The sequence below is a fragment of the Paenibacillus sp. OAE614 genome (assembly GCF_040546645.1).
GTDB classification, from domain to species: Bacteria; Bacillota; Bacilli; order Paenibacillales; family Paenibacillaceae; genus Paenibacillus_AQ; species Paenibacillus_AQ favisporus.
On sequence record NZ_JBEPOD010000001.1, the window covers coordinates 901,588 to 919,211 of the forward strand.

The 17,624-nt window shown below is 35.6% G+C and carries 13 protein-coding genes; 8 read left to right on the forward strand and 5 right to left on the reverse strand.

Features of this window, described 5'->3' with window-relative positions:
* Positions 1–812: 812 nt before the first annotated feature.
* Entirely contained in the window at positions 813–1,619 is an 807-nt protein-coding gene (locus tag ABIE48_RS04615; RefSeq protein WP_192715220.1) for a hypothetical protein, read from the reverse strand.
* Positions 1,620–2,295: 676 nt separating this feature from the next.
* Here ABIE48_RS04615 and ABIE48_RS04620 point away from each other — a divergent pair.
* Together ABIE48_RS04620 and ABIE48_RS04625 are read left to right on the forward strand one after the other, a co-directional pair.
* A complete protein-coding gene (locus ABIE48_RS04620) occupies positions 2,296–3,033 on the forward strand; it encodes a CAP domain-containing protein (RefSeq protein ID WP_354520587.1) in 738 nt (245 codons plus the stop codon).
* Between the two features lie 131 nt (positions 3,034–3,164).
* Entirely contained in the window at positions 3,165–4,541 is a 1,377-nt protein-coding gene (locus tag ABIE48_RS04625) for an S-layer homology domain-containing protein (protein ID WP_354518383.1), read from the forward strand.
* 745 nt (positions 4,542–5,286) lie between these two features.
* On the opposite strand, the gene ABIE48_RS04630 is transcribed toward ABIE48_RS04625, so the two are convergent.
* Positions 5,287–5,637, reverse strand: coding sequence for a helix-turn-helix domain-containing protein (locus ABIE48_RS04630; RefSeq protein WP_192715217.1), 351 nt, complete (start codon positions 5,635–5,637; stop codon positions 5,287–5,289).
* A 282-nt stretch (positions 5,638–5,919) separates the two neighbouring features.
* Between ABIE48_RS04630 and ABIE48_RS04635 the strand changes: the two genes are divergently transcribed.
* The gene (locus tag ABIE48_RS04635) at positions 5,920–6,168 is read left to right on the forward strand and encodes a hypothetical protein (RefSeq protein ID WP_192715216.1); all 249 of its coding nucleotides are present in this window, start codon (positions 5,920–5,922) and stop codon (positions 6,166–6,168) included.
* An 83-nt stretch (positions 6,169–6,251) separates the two neighbouring features.
* Positions 6,252–7,250: a DGQHR domain-containing protein gene (locus ABIE48_RS04640; protein WP_192715215.1), complete on the forward strand. Its 999-nt coding sequence runs from the start codon at positions 6,252–6,254 to the stop codon at positions 7,248–7,250.
* Positions 7,251–7,675: 425 nt separating this feature from the next.
* Here the strand turns inward: ABIE48_RS04640 and ABIE48_RS04645 are convergent, their stop codons facing one another.
* Genes ABIE48_RS04645 through ABIE48_RS04655 form a run of 3 tightly spaced genes read right to left on the reverse strand, consistent with a single transcriptional unit; the run spans position 7,676 to position 11,265 of the window.
* Positions 7,676–8,641, reverse strand: coding sequence for a tyrosine-type recombinase/integrase (locus tag ABIE48_RS04645; RefSeq protein ID WP_192715214.1), 966 nt, complete (start codon positions 8,639–8,641; stop codon positions 7,676–7,678).
* A gap of 3 nt (positions 8,642–8,644) precedes the next feature.
* The gene (locus tag ABIE48_RS04650) at positions 8,645–9,775 is read right to left on the reverse strand and encodes a tyrosine-type recombinase/integrase (protein ID WP_192715213.1); all 1,131 of its coding nucleotides are present in this window, start codon (positions 9,773–9,775) and stop codon (positions 8,645–8,647) included.
* Positions 9,776–9,786: 11 nt separating this feature from the next.
* Positions 9,787–11,265, reverse strand: coding sequence for a tyrosine-type recombinase/integrase (locus ABIE48_RS04655; RefSeq protein ID WP_192715212.1), 1,479 nt, complete (start codon positions 11,263–11,265; stop codon positions 9,787–9,789).
* A gap of 235 nt (positions 11,266–11,500) precedes the next feature.
* On the opposite strand from ABIE48_RS04655, the gene ABIE48_RS04660 reads away from it, so the two are divergent.
* The 4 genes from ABIE48_RS04660 (at position 11,501) to ABIE48_RS04675 (ending at position 17,285) form a co-directional block, all read left to right on the forward strand.
* Positions 11,501–12,352: a hypothetical protein gene (locus tag ABIE48_RS04660; protein ID WP_354518387.1), complete on the forward strand. Its 852-nt coding sequence runs from the start codon at positions 11,501–11,503 to the stop codon at positions 12,350–12,352.
* A 109-nt stretch (positions 12,353–12,461) separates the two neighbouring features.
* Positions 12,462–12,635 carry a helix-turn-helix domain-containing protein gene (locus tag ABIE48_RS04665; RefSeq protein WP_192715210.1) on the forward strand — a complete coding sequence of 58 codons (174 nt, stop codon included), beginning with the start codon at positions 12,462–12,464 and terminating at the stop codon, positions 12,633–12,635.
* Between the two features lie 731 nt (positions 12,636–13,366).
* Positions 13,367–15,346, forward strand: coding sequence for an ATP-dependent nuclease (locus tag ABIE48_RS04670; RefSeq protein ID WP_354518389.1), 1,980 nt, complete (start codon positions 13,367–13,369; stop codon positions 15,344–15,346).
* Positions 15,339–17,285, forward strand: coding sequence for a UvrD-helicase domain-containing protein (locus ABIE48_RS04675; protein WP_192715209.1), 1,947 nt, complete (start codon positions 15,339–15,341; stop codon positions 17,283–17,285). The genes ABIE48_RS04670 and ABIE48_RS04675 overlap by 8 nt, the downstream gene beginning before the upstream one ends.
* Positions 17,286–17,624: the final 339 nt, after the last annotated feature.

The window sequence follows — 17,624 nt, forward strand, 5'->3', positions numbered from 1 at the left end:
GTTAATCCTCGATTCTGCACTCTACAACTGGGCCTGGGTAAAGATCACGATCATACCTCTTGAGCTTGGCAATAAATATGGCTTCTTGAAAGAAGTGAGCGACTGTCTACCAATTCGACCTGAGTATTGGAACTCCATGCTGGAGAGTTGGCAGAATGCAAAATTAAATATTGATACACAAAAAGGGGCTATCAGCCATTCAAGATGGAGCCGGAAAGATGCGGCCAGTCGGAATCATTGAGCTGGTCCCTTGGCCTAAGGAAAAGAAAGCTTTTTATGGCGAAAGCAAGGGGATTATGTCCGGGGAGGATCAGAATTTTGTGTATCTCGAGCCGCGAATACGCGCTGAAGTCAAAACGAGAAACTGGACTAAGGCGTGACTCCTGCGTAGCCCAGTATTCACTCGGTTTATTGTTTAACTCGCATATTTAAACGTGCATGCTGATATTACGTAGTACTCGTTCGCTATTTTAATACTAAGTTCTGTTATCTTCTCAATCTTTCCGCTTCCGACTAGTTCTTGTCCGTTAAATACACAAATTGATGTTCCATCCAACAATGCTGTGTGAAAATGGATAGGGGAAGTTAAGGTCTTCATGTACTTGTTCATTTAGAATCACCTCCTCAGGAAGAATACTCCATTTTAGCTATGACCTCAATAGAGGGTCATGGTTCTTTTTATTACTTTAACTACCTTCTGAGACCTGCTGCGTAATTTATGATTGCTGATGTGGTTTAGGTTAATTTATAAGAAACCAAAGGGACTTAAGATAAAAGTCTTGGCTTCTTTCAAGTGGTTATTTTGATCATACCTATTTTATTTGCTGTATCCAAGGATCAAAACTGATACTGAAATTAGTGAGGGGCTCTTTTTTTATAAACAGTTCATCTCTTATACCATCAATTTCGAACTCTAAAAACCACGAATCTTCTTTCCCAACTAAGTTAATTGTTGGGTAAGGCTCGATAAGTTTATAGTGGCCATCTTTTTTCTTAATATTGAGCTTAGATATTAGGGTATCCCCCCAATAACAATATACATGTATATAACTCGGAACAGTTGTTTTCTCCTGAAGATTAATCGGGAGTAAAAACATTTCGAAAAAAAGTCCATTAATAAAGATTTTTGCTTTTTCTGTAGGCAATAAATTTTTGCTATCCTCTTTATCTCGATTTTCTATGAATCTATCGGGGTTTGCTTTTAGATAAATGTCTAATACCTTTGTTTTTTCATTGTAGTTTATCAAAGGAGATGATCTATCCAGTGATGAAGCAGTTCCAGCAAAATATTGATCCATAAACTGTCTTACTATTTTATTGGTGGGAATAGTAGTTTGAATTTTAACTTCATGAATGATATTTGGAACAAAGTATATGTAAGAAGCGGGTATGATGAACATAAGAAGAACAATTGACTCTGAAATAGTCCACTTCTTGTGTTTCATTATTAAATAAAGCAATGTTACCAATGGGATTATGGGGAATAGGTACCAAATAAAAGCTAAAAACGGGAAAATTATTAACAGCGGATATTTATATGATAAAAAAGTAAAACTTAACCATAAGATTAAAAGTACACCTGAAAATTTGATGGATAAGAGATCGGTTCTTTTTTTCATATTACACCTCTTTTCTGATGAGGACTACAACTGTATAATTTATCTTCATAAATTGATAATATTTCAAGCAAAGAAGCTACCGTGCTGAGTTTCATCTGTACCTGCAGCTCGGCAGGTCTGAGGGATCCTTGTTTCGCTATCCAGACTTATGCTCTGAAGCGTTGCTTTGATTCACTAGCCCTGAGAGTGTTTCTAATAGGAACTATACTCTCAAGTCCTGCTTCTCGTAGAACTTATTGGCCACTTAACCATTGATATTAACAGATATACTCAAACTGGATATACTATCCGTTGTTGATATTATCTTGGTATTCTATCTACTTTCGGAATAATATCTAATCCTACTAAGCCGGATAGTGGTGGCTTCAATTTTTAGAAATTTTAAAAACCTCGATGTTGAAGTGCCCCCAAAGAAGTTAGGTTTCATTAAAGACATGAGTTCGGTACATAACCGGACTCATGTTTTTTTAGCTATGCTTTGATACCTTTGTTATTATTACCTGATGTATCTCTTTTTCGGGTGTCCGGTTGCTTAAAGTTACGAAGGTCCCCAGATTAAACCGTTAATCATCACAATTTGAAAAATGTTCCCCTAAATCCGATATTATACATATGTAAATAGATCTATAACAGAGGGTTATTAGTATAAGCTTGATTATTGGAGGAAGGGTAAGTGATGCAAATGAATCGATGGAAGCTTAGGCATGGAAGAAAATCAGCATTAATGGTAATGGGTTGTATCTTGATTTCACTAGCAGTGTCAAAACAGGTTTCTGCACAAGAGATTGACAGTCGGCTCCCTGAGCGTACTCAAAAAGATGTTATTGAAAAATGGAACCAATGGATGAAGCCTGCTTTGCCGCAAGAGGATCCTTTTATCGAAAAACCAACCAGTCAATTTCCTTATCAAGTGGGCAAATTGCAAGAGAGTTATCTTCAAGAGGGAGTTGATTCAGCGAACTTTTATCGCTTTATTGCTGGCCTTCCTTCGGATTTAACCTTAGATGATGAATTAAACAATAAGGCACAGTTCGGTGCAATTCTGTTGGCTGCTACAGGCAAATTAAATCACTACCCATCCCAACCTGCGGATATGCCAGAGGAAACTTATAAACGAGGTAAGGATTCTACAAGTAGTTCTAACCTATTCGAAACATTCAATTCTAACGAAAACATTCTCAGAAAAAGTGTTAGAGCATACATGGACGACTCTGATCTAAGTAATATTGATCGACTTGGTCACCGACGTTGGATTCTCAATCCCGGGCTTCAGAAAATCGGATTTGGTCTTGCTTTTAGGGTAGAAAAAGATGGTGAGAAAAGTTTTTTTTCACCAATGCAAGTTTTGGATCGAGTCGCTCGAATTTCTCCTATAATTACACGTTGTATCCCAGCGAAGGAGCATTTCCTTTAGAGGCGTTTACCAACCAGCAATCTTGGTCCGTACTATTGAATCCTGCTGTTTTTCAAAAACCTGAATCCTCGGAAGTAAGTATAGAACTAACTCCAGTATCAGATAACCATAAGTGGATTTTTAACCAGAGCATGCAGCCTGAAGATTTTCCAAGCCAATATACGAAAATAGATTCTGGTAACGTAGCTTGGTTTAAACAAAATTATTTTAATGTAGATACAGCAAGCTACGGGAGAAATTACGCTATTATATTCCGCCCGTCACTTACATCACCAATACATAATGGAGATGATTTTACTGTCGTTGTTACAGGCCTCAAGAAGACAGATGGAACCTCAGCAGAGATTTCATATCAAACGCATTTTTTCAATATTATTCCTGAAGTTAATGATAACCTTGTGGATATTAAAGCGGATAAACAAACTCTATCCATTAGGGTAGGTGAAGCCGTTAATATCCCAAATGTGATAGCTCACTACAACGGGGGAGATTCGTTCGATGTAACCCCTGAAGTATCGCTTACATCTAATTCTGACGCCATTCATATTGATGACCAAAAAGTTATCGGTGCTAAGCAAGGAGAGGCTAAAGTAGAAATAAAATATAAAGGAAAAATTACTGCTTTAAAGATTGATGTTTATAGTGTACCAGAGTTTGCAGATGTCCAGTCTCACTGGGCAAAACAAGCAATACAATGGGCACTAGAAAAGAGGATGGCTGGAGGTTATTCTGACAATACCTTTAAACCGAATCAACCTGTAACAGAGGCTGAGTTCTTATCCATGCTATTTACACTCTATAAAGATTCTGATGCAATCCAAAGGATTGATACCAATAAGGAATCAATATCAAATAAATCCTGGGACGATAAGTTTTACCGATATGCTGAATTTTTGAATCTGGAGTTAGACAAGAGCGTTACTGATAGAACTTATAGAAAGCACTTCATAACTAGAAATGAAGTTGCGAAAATTATTGCTGGACTTGGGGGCAAAAACTTCAAAACCAATGAAGAGGCTATTCAATATTTACTAGTAATGGGGTACGCAACCGGTAAGAATGGTCCCTCTGTTCAGGGGTTTGCTGGTCAGGATTCTCTCACCCGTGCTGAAGCCATTGTGTTTCTTAAAAATTTATCGGAGCATGATTATATCATCTTAGGGAAACCAGACAATATCTCAGAGCTTTCTGATAATGAAAAAAACGGATGGCTTGCTGATTTGACAATTAGAGCAAAATTTACGGAAGAGAAAAATTTAGAACTTACCGGAAATCTGACTGAAATGGCGAATAGCACCGTTACAGTTGATATTTATGGTATTACTAAATTGATAAGTTCAGAAAAGGTAATGGTCGACTCCAATGGGAACTTTAAGTTAGATACGGGTCCCATTGAGGCTTCTTCGCTCAATATTTATGTCAAAATCCGGAGTGACTACTCTTATTACATAGATGTTGATCAAGGGAAAGAAACCACATACTCTTATGCATACACTAAGCTTAATTAGTCAGATTGTAGAGTAAAAGTAAAAGTCTTTGCCATCTTTGTTATCATAAATGAAGCAATGTTTAAAAACCTCTGTGTTTTCTAGGATTTTTGTTTTTTTTATCAGCCATTATGCGGACGGTGATCCTTCACAAAAAAGGCTACACTGTAAGGTTATTAAAGCGAGGATCCAGTTAAACAATTTAACAAGGGGGCAATGCCCGGTTTATTTAACGCATTAGCCAATAGATATCTTAGGACTTAAGCGAGGGTCTCGCGTAACATAATAGAGGATTGATCAGAAGACAAACGATCACAATGGGGTGAAAAATAATTGTTAAATGATAATGAGAAAGTTGCTTTACTAATCGAACTTTTAGAGCTTCATACGAAGAAACTCTCGAACGAGGGGAACATCACAAATTATCTGGAGAATATTCTTGGATTTCTAAAAGCTAAAGACCCCGGTCTTCAAAGAGCTGCAATTTCTAATAGTGAATTATATATAGACAACTTGTCTTGAGATTTACGCTTTACCTCCAAACAGGCAGTCGGCTCACTAATAGCAGCATTCGATAAAGTTGGTTATGCTGAGTCGATGGATGCAGCTGATGTCATCCTTAATTTTGAGGAGTTCTTGAAACTACCAAAAGAAGAAACTGAGAAGATTTACAGGGAACGTTGGAAGATAGATTAATATTTAAATGCGGGATTAACAAAAACACCCTTTATATCAATGAGGGTGTTTTTGTTCTAAATAAGTCATATTAAGAGCGTCCGTTTTTTAGTGCTAATACTTCCTTTATTACTCGATGGATACCCTGCAGCTCATTAGCGGTTAAAGGGATTAATAAAGTATCAATTTTATCTAATACATCAGATTTTAACTTCCGGGGTCGTTCGTTTTTGTCATCCTCAAAAAGTTGAACAGGGTTTATTCGAAGAGCGTTTGATATCTTATAGAGTGTTTCTAAAGTGATATTAACTTCTCCTCGTTCAATTCTTCCTATATAAGACTGATCAATTTTCAAGTACTCCCCTAATTCCTCTTGCGTTAATTTCCTTGCTTTCCGATACAATTTAATCTTTTTACCTAATTGAAGATATGGATTTGACATCATGCCACCTCTATTTAAGAGTAGGCAAGTTTCGATCAGGAATGAAGGTTGTTAAACTACATAATACCAATTGATTATAGGTGTTATATATCCTAAAATATAAATAAGAAATTCATTTAGAGGAGAATATCAAAAATGAATCATTGCTATATCACCAAGTTAGGAGAATGTTCTCCAATATAAATGCGTGCCACACGAACATCCGAGTGATGCGAATTATTTTATCAAAAAGGCGAAGATAAGTCTGAGTCCTACGGATCAATGGACTGAGGGGGTGAGAAAATGTATCGATACCTTTTGAATTCTAATAAGACATATCAAGTTGTTTTTACTGATGGTGTTTTTGATAAGCCCATTATTGAATTTGAAAATGAAGAGTGGGCTAAAACAATTACTCAATTGCTTAATGATGCATATAAAAGTGGATTAATGGATGGCGGGCCTTTGTATTTAAAAACAAATTATCCTCACATCTATTCGGATGAAACACTGAAAAAAATTCGATCTGCAAGACATAGAGGAGGATGCTAATGGCCTAGAAATTTTAGATGACTAACCTAGGTACTATATGTTCTGAAGTATAAATAAGAAATTTACTTAAAGGAGAATATCAAATGACATCATTGCCACATCACCAAGTTATTGAGAATGTTCTTCAGTATAAAATGCGTGGGAAAGTAGCTTACCTGGGCAACTTTTCTGCTACTTCTGCTTTACAAATTACCTATGTCAAGCCATATGATCACCCATCGGGGAAAGGTTACCAAAGACCGGTGGATAATAAACGTTGTAATGACTTTGCTTTATATCTCTCCAAAGGAGAAAACGCGCTGTTTACACCGATATTGCTAAATGCAGAATCTAGGTGGGAATTTAGCCCTTATGACAAATCAAGAGCAACTTATGGACGATTAATATGCAAAGGTCAGGCCTCCTTAATGGATGGGCAGCATCGTTTAGGGGGAATAAAACGCTATACACAGGACACAAATTCAGAAATCAATGTTCCTTTCTTGGCTTTTCATTATCTGGATGAAGACGAAGAGATAGAACTGTTTGACACCATTAATACCAAGGCTAAGGGAATTGGTACTTCTTTAAGTAAATATCTCCATCGAAATTCTGATGAAAATAGCTGGGTCGCGACTGAATTGATAACGAGAGGGGACAGTCCCTTTCATTTTATCGGTACGGTCACCGGTAAACGGGTATCGGGACGTCATGTAACACTTCAAAATTTATATAAAGTTTTAGAACTGCTTACTAAACCAGATGAAATCTCGTCACTGAGTAAAGAAGAAAAACTAACACTTTGTTTGATCTATTTTAATGCCATTAAAGAACAATTTAATACGGAGTGGCTCAATTACAAAGAATATCGTTTAACACACATTGTTTGCCTGAATGCAATGGCAATCGCGGGAGCTGAAATCTTTTTGGCGGCAGTAACCAAGCATCAGGGAAAAATAGATTACAACCTTATACAAAAGTCTGTTAAGCGATTAAAAGGAATGGAATGGGGTGCAGAAGGCCCGTTGAAATACCTTAAAGGAATTAGTGGAGCGAGGATGTTGGCGAGTGATATTTTAGCTACAGCATTAAACAACACATGAGATATAGTTTTTTTTAAAATCTATGAGAAGGACTTTATGCATTTCGAATTTGTGAAGAATCAACATAATAATTATGATTAAAGTGACAAAGTCAATGTTCTATCATTTGTCACTTAATCATAATTAAAGGCTGGCAAAAACTGCAGTCTTTTATCAAAACAGTTTCTAGCTTATGAACCTATATCTTACTTTTTAATGCTTTACAAATTCGTGATGTTTAGTTAATATTTATTTACCACACTAAATTGGCATCTTTTACCTCTAAGATGCTCGTAATGGCTCTCCTCAAGCCAAATTGGATATCTCCTCTTAGGTATCTTTGAAAGCTTATATCCCCATTATTCTAAGCTGAAATTAAATTTTTTTTGCATTAAGAACGTAGCCAATTCTAAAAAAATGTTGAAAGTACAGCATTTATAATTATGTCATTCATAATCAACATCTGGTGTAATATTACTAAGGTCTTCAATTAATTCTTTAGATGCAGAATCTAAACCTAAGTATCTAAGTGTGGTGGCTAAATATTTATGTCTTAGTTGCCTTTGAATAGTGACGAGACTAATCTCACTCTCGAACATTAGACGTGCACAAGTAAATCTAAAAGAATGAGGGGAAACATTTACATGAGTTATCCCTGCATTTTTACATAGTTTTTTTATTTTAATGTTTAAGCTCGCAGGACTATGCTCTCTTCCGGTGTCCGTATAAAATAACCGCTGATTACCATTACTCAACCTTTTTTTATAGTCGGGGTGATTAGTGTATTCTTTGAGAACCCTCTTAAGAGTATTAGTCATATAAACTGTACTCGCTGTAGTTTTATGGCCTTTATCAACATAAATAACATCTCTTTCAAAATCTATCTGATGGTAGCATAAGTTGGTTATTTCGCTATTTCGGAGTCCGGTTGAAATCATCAATAGCAGTAATACATAGTCTTGTTTCAAATCTGGGTCTTTATTTATGGCAAGGTGAAGTAACTTATTACATTCATCCACTGACAGCCACTTATTCCGTATTGGCCTTTTATAGTGTGAGTTACGATAGAAGGCAACGGGATTATGTTTAATTAGATTAGCTGCCTTTAAAAATTTAAAAAAGGATCTTAGATAGACAATTGAATTATATAGTAAGTTGTCTGAAGAATTTTTCATTTTCAGGTGAAGAATATAATTATCAATCATCTCTTCATCAAATGGTTCATATACTTCGGTGGTAGGATCATAATAGAAGCGATCAAAATTTATCTTTTCTTCCGCTGGAAAACCAGTTTGAATCAAAAAATCTTCAAGTCTTCTTAATTCATTAGTCATAGCAGCTTTTGTTGTTTGCGCAACATGGGAATGGTTATACCATTGTTTATAATAATGGGTGCTTAGAATTATACACATATTTTATAAACTCCTTTCCATCTTTAGATATATCTCTTTTGCAAACGGATGTCTGTTTATGGCATTTCTAAGTTGATCATCTGCAAGCTTTAAGTATTGAGAAGTAGACTGAACTGAACTGTGCCCTAGAAATTTGCTGAGTGTATAAATATCGAGTCCAGATTCCAGGCCGTATATTGCAAAAGTATGCCTAAATGAGTGAACAGTAAGCAGCGGCTTCCTTGCGGTAGGAATACTGACTGCAGAATTAACTAAATCTCGAACCATATATTGAATAGCTCGCCCAGATATCGGTTTGTCTCCTTTAGAAGCAGAGAAAATATACAAATTCGCATACTTATCATCTGATAAAGTCATTTTCTTATGGTGATACCGGGAATTAATGAATTCTGTTAGGATTGATAGACCCAATTTAGTTATTATACGTTTAACTTTGCTTGTGGATTTATCACGTGGTTTACGCTTGGGGGTAACCATTATTATCTGTTCCTCAAATAGAATATCTTTGATTTGTAAGTTACAAAGTTCATTGAGGCGTATGCCAGACGAAAGAAGGGTCCATAAAATAGCGTAGTCTCTGTCACCATGATTCGTTGATGATGCTAATGAAAGTAACTCGGCTGTTTCTAACTTGGTGAAGGACTTAGGGAGCTCATCTCTACTCCAGATTATAGGCAATAGATCTTTCATGTCTTGGTCCAATGTTTTACCATGATAATATGAGAATATGCATTGCATAAACGTTCTAAAAAAGGCACTCTTTTTCATATAAGTATTGCTTTTCTTATATGGTTCAAGAAATTTTAGAAGGTACTCAGACCTTATTGCTGTTGAGAGTGAAGGGTTCTCTTCAGAAATAGTCTTGCTAATAAATTTCGAATATTGGGCAATTTCTGAGCGGTAGCTCTTTTTTGTAGTATCGCTTAGCGAATTGAATTTACCACTTTGTAGAAAATACGTGCAAGCTTCATGAAATGAGGGCTCCATGCCATTATCCTTTTTTGTATTGGGTATTAAATTTGGCATAGAACTTTCAATTGCTTCTGTCATTATTTGATGTCCGTACTGACTAATTAGCGAAAGTAACTCCTCTCTCAGTGAGGAAATTTTGGATTTCCGTTCAATGAAACTCATCATAATACCTCCTATTTAAAATTGATTTTTTCAATGGCATCGATTAAGTCGCTATGGTTCCTATGGATATATAGAGCCGTCGTTTCTGGCCGTCGGTGTCGAGCTAGCTTCATAAGCTGTTGAGGTGTACAGTTTGGATGTTTAGACAGCCTGGTGAGAAAGGTATGTCTTAGCAAGTGTAATCCACCTGGAGATTTCCAATCCGCCATTGTTGCGAATAGCTTGCTGTATTCGTAAAGTGATATTTCGATATTCGTTGCGAACTCTTGGAATACACCTTGATGATGGGGTTGGTGAGAATGTAGTTTTATCATTAGCTGTAAAATGTTTGACGGAATTGGCAGTTCATCTGTATATCCGCCTTTGCCGTGAATGATAACACTTTTAGATTCAAAATTGATATGTTCCCATTTTAGATTCCCTACTTCGCTTTTACGTAATCCCAGATTTAACATAAGCAAGTAACCGAGTAAATGGTATTCTGGGAAAGGTGAATATTGAGAAACGATTTTCAAAAAGTGTTTAATTTCTTGATCACTTGGTATCTCCCGGTATTGGTAATGTTTAAAATCTATAGGTGTCACTTCTCTAGATATCCAATGCCTCAGGATTCCCTTCTTATACAAATTGTTAAACACTGATCTGATTTCGTAGAAAATATTACTGGCTGTATGCTCCCTGTAAACTTCCTCATTAACGAGTTGAAGCAAGTAGTACTTAAAATTTTCTAAATGTGTTGATGTAACCATTTCCAATGGGAAATCATTGGGCTCATAAGAGTTAAAGGAGGTCTTGATAAGCCAATTCACAAACAAAAAGTGGTACTGTGAATATTGGCGAATCGTATCTTCCTTTATCCCGAGAAGGCGTAAATATTTCTTGTGAGCTTCAAAATAAGGATTTATAAAATCTTCTGATGAAAATTTTGGTTTCCAAGAAGAAGACTTAGCCCTGCTCATTACTTTTTCAATGTTCGACTTACTTAAGCCAATTTTTTTCATTAGACTTTTGTAATATCGAATCGATGGACAAGTCTTGTTTTGAAGAAACTCTCCAAATAAATGGTAATTATTATAGAGGTCCTCATCCCGAAGGTATGAGGGAGATACATTTAGATGAAATTCGAAAAAATCCAGAAGTGATAATGTATAAATATAAAGATTGTAAAGCCTAATTGGTGAACGAACTTTAGTCGTTTTTAGAATTTCTTTTACTGAGTTTGGGCCAATATTATGATCAATTAAATGTATGGAGATCCACTCGTATAAACAGTGAATTTCACCAACTGGTTTATTATTTTCATGTTCCATGGTGGTTTCTCCCCCGGAGATTTCTTTATTAAAAGTATCAACTGAAAGGGGAACATTTAGACTCATGTGCGAAGAATTATGCGTGGTAGAAGCATACCACGAAAAAATGTTCGCCCCTTTCCACAAATCTTGAACTCCTGCAACATCACTATTCGAAACAAATTGCTCATTTTTTTTCATATCGACTTCTCCTTAAACATTTATTTTACGCGGTTATCAGTACTTAGGAGGTGAGGGATGTCCATACATTTAGTCGAGGACAAGAACAAGCTCCTGTTAACTGTCTGGTGAAAATTTATTGTTTGGGACTGACCTTATTAATTTCCATGAAGTCGATAAAACTCACATGCACTACGAATTTGTAGCAGAGTTCTAATTTCAATGAATAAGAATTATTCTGGACTTGGTGATTTTGATGTATAAACCAAGATCCGGTTCTAAATATCGAACAACTCAGCATTTGAAATATTACAACAATTTAATGAACAACATTATGACTAAAGAAAGTAAGGCAAAATACGAAGCCTGGTTGAATAATTCAAATTCAAATAAAGACAAAATTGAATCAACTGAAGAAGCTAATAGGTATCTTTATCAACTAATTGAAGATGAGTATGTACTCAATCATGAAAATGATGGGGAAAAGTTTTGGTATGAGATACCCCAAATAAAAAAGGAGTATGATGATTTCAGAAGATACCTTCGAAGGTTATCTGTAAGTACGCGGCGCAAAGCTTTACTTAATATGGCATCAACGGGTATGACTTGGGAAGATATTAAGAATTGCTTTGGTATTAATGCACCTCAATTGAATAATTTTATTAAAAATGAAGCGAAGCGTGGATATGATTATCGACTCCTCGCAAATCTTGCCTTGTTATGCAGAGTTCCATTAAGTTGGCTTATGAATGAAGAACCAGATGACGAATGGGATATAGGTTATATTGCACTTATTCCCGACAGGGTAAATACAATTAATGAATTGATTTCACTTCTCCAGGGTCAAAGAAATGAGTATCATGTTGTGAGATGCGCAGTGCTGAATGATCTGCAGTTTTCACTAAAGTTGCGAGTTGAGACACAGCCAGAAGGGTTTATTGTTGAACTGCTTAACCCTGAAATTTCAGGACGTGAATTTAAATTACTAAGACAAATACTGGAGCAATTCAATTGTAAGTACGGATATATGGAAACTGTTATACCTGGACGAGTAAATGCCACATTTTATACCGGTACAGTTGAACTTCCAATTGAGTTTCTAACGTGAGATGCTTTGCTACAAATATGTAGTACTCCCATATAAACAAGTTAAAAAACCAATCCTTATTGTAAAAAGGATTGGTTTTTTAGTACCTTTTATAAAGGAGGAATAAAGGTTGAGTCAAAAAATTACATACTCAGTTGCTGAGTTATCAGAATTACTCGGAGTCTCCCCTGACTCCATTTATACAATGGTTAGGGAAAAGCAAATACCCTTCTTGAGAATACGGAGAAGAATTATTTTTCATAAGGAAACTATTGAGGAGTGGCTCCGATCTTGCTCGTCTTAGCTCTCGTTTCTTGGAATTAGTATGTCAGCATGTATCAATCAATTGGAGAGGGATTTTGAATATCATCGGACATTTTTATTGTGATAATATATAAGTATAGAAAAGGCGAGAATGACACGCACGGCCGGGCTGCAAAAGAACCGGATAACCGGGGCGTAACTCTTCTCGTTTTTTTCTAATGTTATGTTGGAGGGACTAGATTTAAATTTTTAATGTAAAATTTGGGGGGATATTATTAAGATTGCAAATATTGATATGGGAACAGGTTGAGTGTGACGTATGGCGACATGTTTTGGACTTTGAAGACGTGGTTTCATGAGCTATGTCAGTTTTTGTTGTGTTTTACTGAGAACTTGTTCCTAGGCCTTCTAAGTAAGAATATTTATAATTATGAAGCTATTAATTAAAGCCAGCCCCGTTGACTTGAGGGGATGTGTTTCTTTCGTCTTTAACAAATAGGTCTTAAGGCAGGGAGAACAGTTTTGGTGTCGAATATTAAAATATTGCGAATATGATACAGTGAGGACAAACTAGGCATTTTAACTTCTGTACTAAGTAAACCGTCTAGTTGATTTCCTTATTTGGAATTATAGATCTTGCCACATCTATATGTTGGATTAAGGCGCCTAATAAAGACAAATGGTTAACATGCCCTACTCCTTCTCTGTGCTTGTAGTCGTTTCACTCCAGCTAAAAAATGATTGGTGGGTTATATGGTGTATATATCTAAGGTGAATATTACGGGCTATAAAAACACTAAAGGAAGCTCTGAAATAAGGCTTAACAAAGGGCTCAATGTGCTCGTGGGGGAAAATGGTTCTGGTAAAACAACTATTGTAAATGCATTAAGACTTATTCTTCGGGAAAACGAGTTCTCTTATATGAATATAGATGAGGACGATTTTTTTATTTCTTTGGATAAGCAATACTCAGCCCCTAATATAAGAATAGACCTTACTTTGGAGTCCTTGAAATCAAATGAACAAGTTACATTTCTAACTTGGTGCGATGCAGACTTCGATGCGCAATTGCATTTAGAGGTTAGCTCAAATCCAAATAGAAAGGGTTATTATAAGAAAGAAATTTGGGGTGGGGCATCAAAGTCAAGCATCTTTGAAGAGGAAACCTTTGATTATATTGATTGTATCTACCTTCCCCCTCTTCGAGATGCTGAGGAGAAACTTGTTAACGGAAAGAGGTCCAGACTTGCACAGCTTCTAAAAAAACAATATGGCAACAATAAGGAGATACTTGTACAGAATGTAAGTGAGTTCAATGAACAAATTACAAGTAATGCAGAAAATAAGTACAATGAAATTGAAACCGCGAAGAATAATATTAATACTAAGCTTGAGGATGCCTTGGGGCAACGACTTGGACAGAGTATAAATCTTCAATTTGCAGAGACATCATTCAATAAAATTGTGGAAAATATAAAGATGGTGTTTTTCCCTGGTATCCAGCAGAGTGATCCAGATAAATTTAGAGATATTGCTACCAATAGTTTGGGATACAACAACTTGTTATATATTGCTACTGTATTTGCAGAGCTTGAACTGTTAAAAGAAAATAATATGATGACTGTTTTATTAATTGAGGAACCAGAGGCACATTTACATCCCCAGCTTCAGGTGAAATTTATAAAGTATTTGGAAGAGGTAACCCGAAATCTGGAGAACTTGCAGGTTGTTATAACTACACATTCTCCAGTGCTAGCCTCTTCTATTGATTCAAATAATATAATTCATATTTCGCAAATGGAAGATAAGATTATTGCAACTCCATTAAAGGAGATAGATTTAGGTGAAAGCAAAAACTATATTAATAGGTGGCTTGATGTTACAAAATCTACACTATTGTTTTCAAAAGGTATAATTTTTGTAGAAGGCATCAGTGAGGCTATGCTTATACCTACTTTCGCAAAGATAGTGTTGGCCCAATATAATAAAGAGGCCCTAGATGAATCCAGAAGATTGTTACCAACTTCCTTGGAGGAAGCTGGTGTTTCTACAATAAATATCAATGGAATTAACTTTAAACATTTCATGAAGTTGTTTTCGAATTGCGAAGGTTCTTCAAGTGTGATACATTTGCCTATTTTTTGTTCAGGAATTACAGATAATGATCCTCCTAAACTTAAGGTTCTTGTATATGATAAGCAGGGTCAGCTGAAAATGGACAAAGATGATGAACCCTTAACTAAACTTGAAGATACTTTTCCTTTACCGAGCAAGCCGCCTATAGGTGCCAATAGTGCACTTCAACTTGTTAATGATATTAATCAGAGTACGTGGGGGCGGTTGTTTTCTTCTCCATTAAAAACATTTGAGTACGACTTAGCCATAAATGGTAACACAAAGATAATGGCAAAGGTAGTTCATGATCTATGGCCGACTGAGGGAGCAGTAAAAAACCGATGCAATTCAATAGTTTCAAAAAATAATAAATACTTAGAAAATGAACATGAACTAAGGGAAGATGCTGAATACATATTCAAACATATTGATGCTGATGAAATTGGGAAAGGAATTTACGCACAAGAGTTAACAGAGCATTTGGAATCTCAGATAAGAGAGAAGTTGGATAATATCAATGTTACAAAATCAAATATTAAAGATATTTACGCAAACATAAGTAATATCATAAACATTCCTGATTATATTAGAAAATCAATAATTTGGGCTTGTGGTGGTGAGATTGAAGATGAATAAGGGAGAAATGGAACGAGAGGTCATAAGCACTTTGAGTAGTAATAAGGGAGCTACGAGTACATATATATCTCTGATACAAAATAAAGTGAGGGAAAAAACAGATCAACAATTAGAATATGTTCTCTCGCCTACCACAGAAAACATCTTTTTAGAAGCTTGTGCAGGTAGTGGTAAGACTGAGGTTGTTGGAATGAAGACAGCATTTGAGATCAATAAATGGAGTTCTAAGAACAGCGGCATTGCGGTTCTTACTTTTACTAACGAGGCGACAGATACTATTAAAGAGCGGGTGAAAATATTTTCTGGTTTAAATACGTTATACCCACACTATATAGGCACCTTATCTGGATTCATTCACGGGTTTATTGCTCAGAGTTACGGATATAAATACTTTAAACATAAAAATAGAGGAGGAGACGCCTCGTATAGGCTTGTTGACAAAAGCTTAGCTATCTATAAAAATCACTGGCTGGAAAAATATAAGCTTCCGTACATGAACCTAAATTCATCAGGAAAAGATGTATATGCACACCAAATATATTACGATTATAAGATAAAAGATATTATTATTTATTATTCAGAAAATTATAAGCTTCCATTGAAAGAATATTATCAGTTAACTAGAGTGCAAGAGTTTGTTAAGGATTATAGAAAAAGGAAAAGGAATGATCGATTATTAAGTCTTGATTACATAAAAAAAGAAATAGGAAAAGTGAAACAGGCTTTTTTTGAGGATGGATTCGCTAACTTTGAGGATATAAATAGTATTGCGTATAGAGTTTTAAAAAAGGATGCTTATTTAGCTTCGCTAATAGCTACGCGGTTTCCTCTTATTATTGTAGATGAGTGTCAAGATCTCTCCTGGATAGAAATTAACATTCTTGATCAATTAAAGCAGCGCGGTGCTATCCTACATTTTGTTGGGGATCTTAACCAATCAATTTATGAATTTAAAGGTGCAGATCCAGCGACTACGATCAATTATTTGTCTAGTTTTAAAAAGTTATATTTAACTGATAATTTTAGAAGCAGTCATTCAATCGTGAAAATATCCAATAAACTATTAGATGTTACATTACCAATACGTGGATTAGCAGTTGATAAATTTGGTGATAAAAGTGTTTGTTACTTGGAATATCAGGACTTAGCAGTGCTTAAACAACAATATGCTAATTTACTTGAGAAACTAGATATACCCTTCGGAAGGTCAGCTATCTTGGTGCGGCAGCAAGCATTAAAACAGGATTTTGAGACAAACACTAACCAAAGTAAGCATCCAATTTTAGATGCCCTACAATTATGGACTGAAAACACACCCAACTCACGGATGTTGGCATTGGAACTTGCAAGTAGCCATATTCATAAATGGTTTGGGGGCGCAAAAACAAGAAGTAACTACTATTGTCCAATTGCAATTGACTCTGTTTATAGATGGAGAATCTTTATTAAAGACTTTTTGGATGGATGTGCTGCATACCCGGAACTGGTGAGGTTTAATGATATTGAATATTCCACGTGGTACAAGGATTTTAACAATATTTATAAGCGCATACTTCAAGAAGCGTATAAAGACCTTTCTGATTTTGATAGTGAGAAGAGAGGCTTTGAAGATTTACCTAAAATAATATCTCCACGCGGTACTGCTAATTCTCGTATTTCTGCTTATACTACTAAAGGCAATATAAGCAACATTTCAATTAACACAATTCATTCTGTTAAAGGCAAGGATTTTGATAGTGTAATGTTGGTTTCAAGTCGCCACACTTCAGGAAGTGGTTATTGGAAACAGTGGATTGAAAGAGAGTTAGAATCTGGACGTATTGGATATGTTGCAAATACTAGGGCAAAGTATTTTTTAGTTTGGGGTGTCCCAATTTTAAAGGATGAAGAGAGAGCTTTGATTGAGTCTTATGGCTTCAAACAGGCAATTGAAAATTAATGATTTGGATTAGCTAATTAATCTCTTTACCTAATTTGAACAGATCATGCGATAGTTTAGATAAATATTTTGTTGTTTGAGGAAATGGGATAATAATGTACTTCGAATCCTTGGTAAACAACGATTTAAAAGATTAATGCAGTTAACAGAAAGGTTCACGCGCCTTTGAAGTATACTGGAACCCTTGGTGGGAGGCCCTGTTTTCTCTACAATAGTAACGGGAAATAGCCATTAGTAAACGGGAATTTTATTTTGTGATTTATTACTAGTGTATTAGACATTTTGCGACAAACTTTTTATAGCTGAGTATGTATAATCTAAGATGCTTATTACATAGAG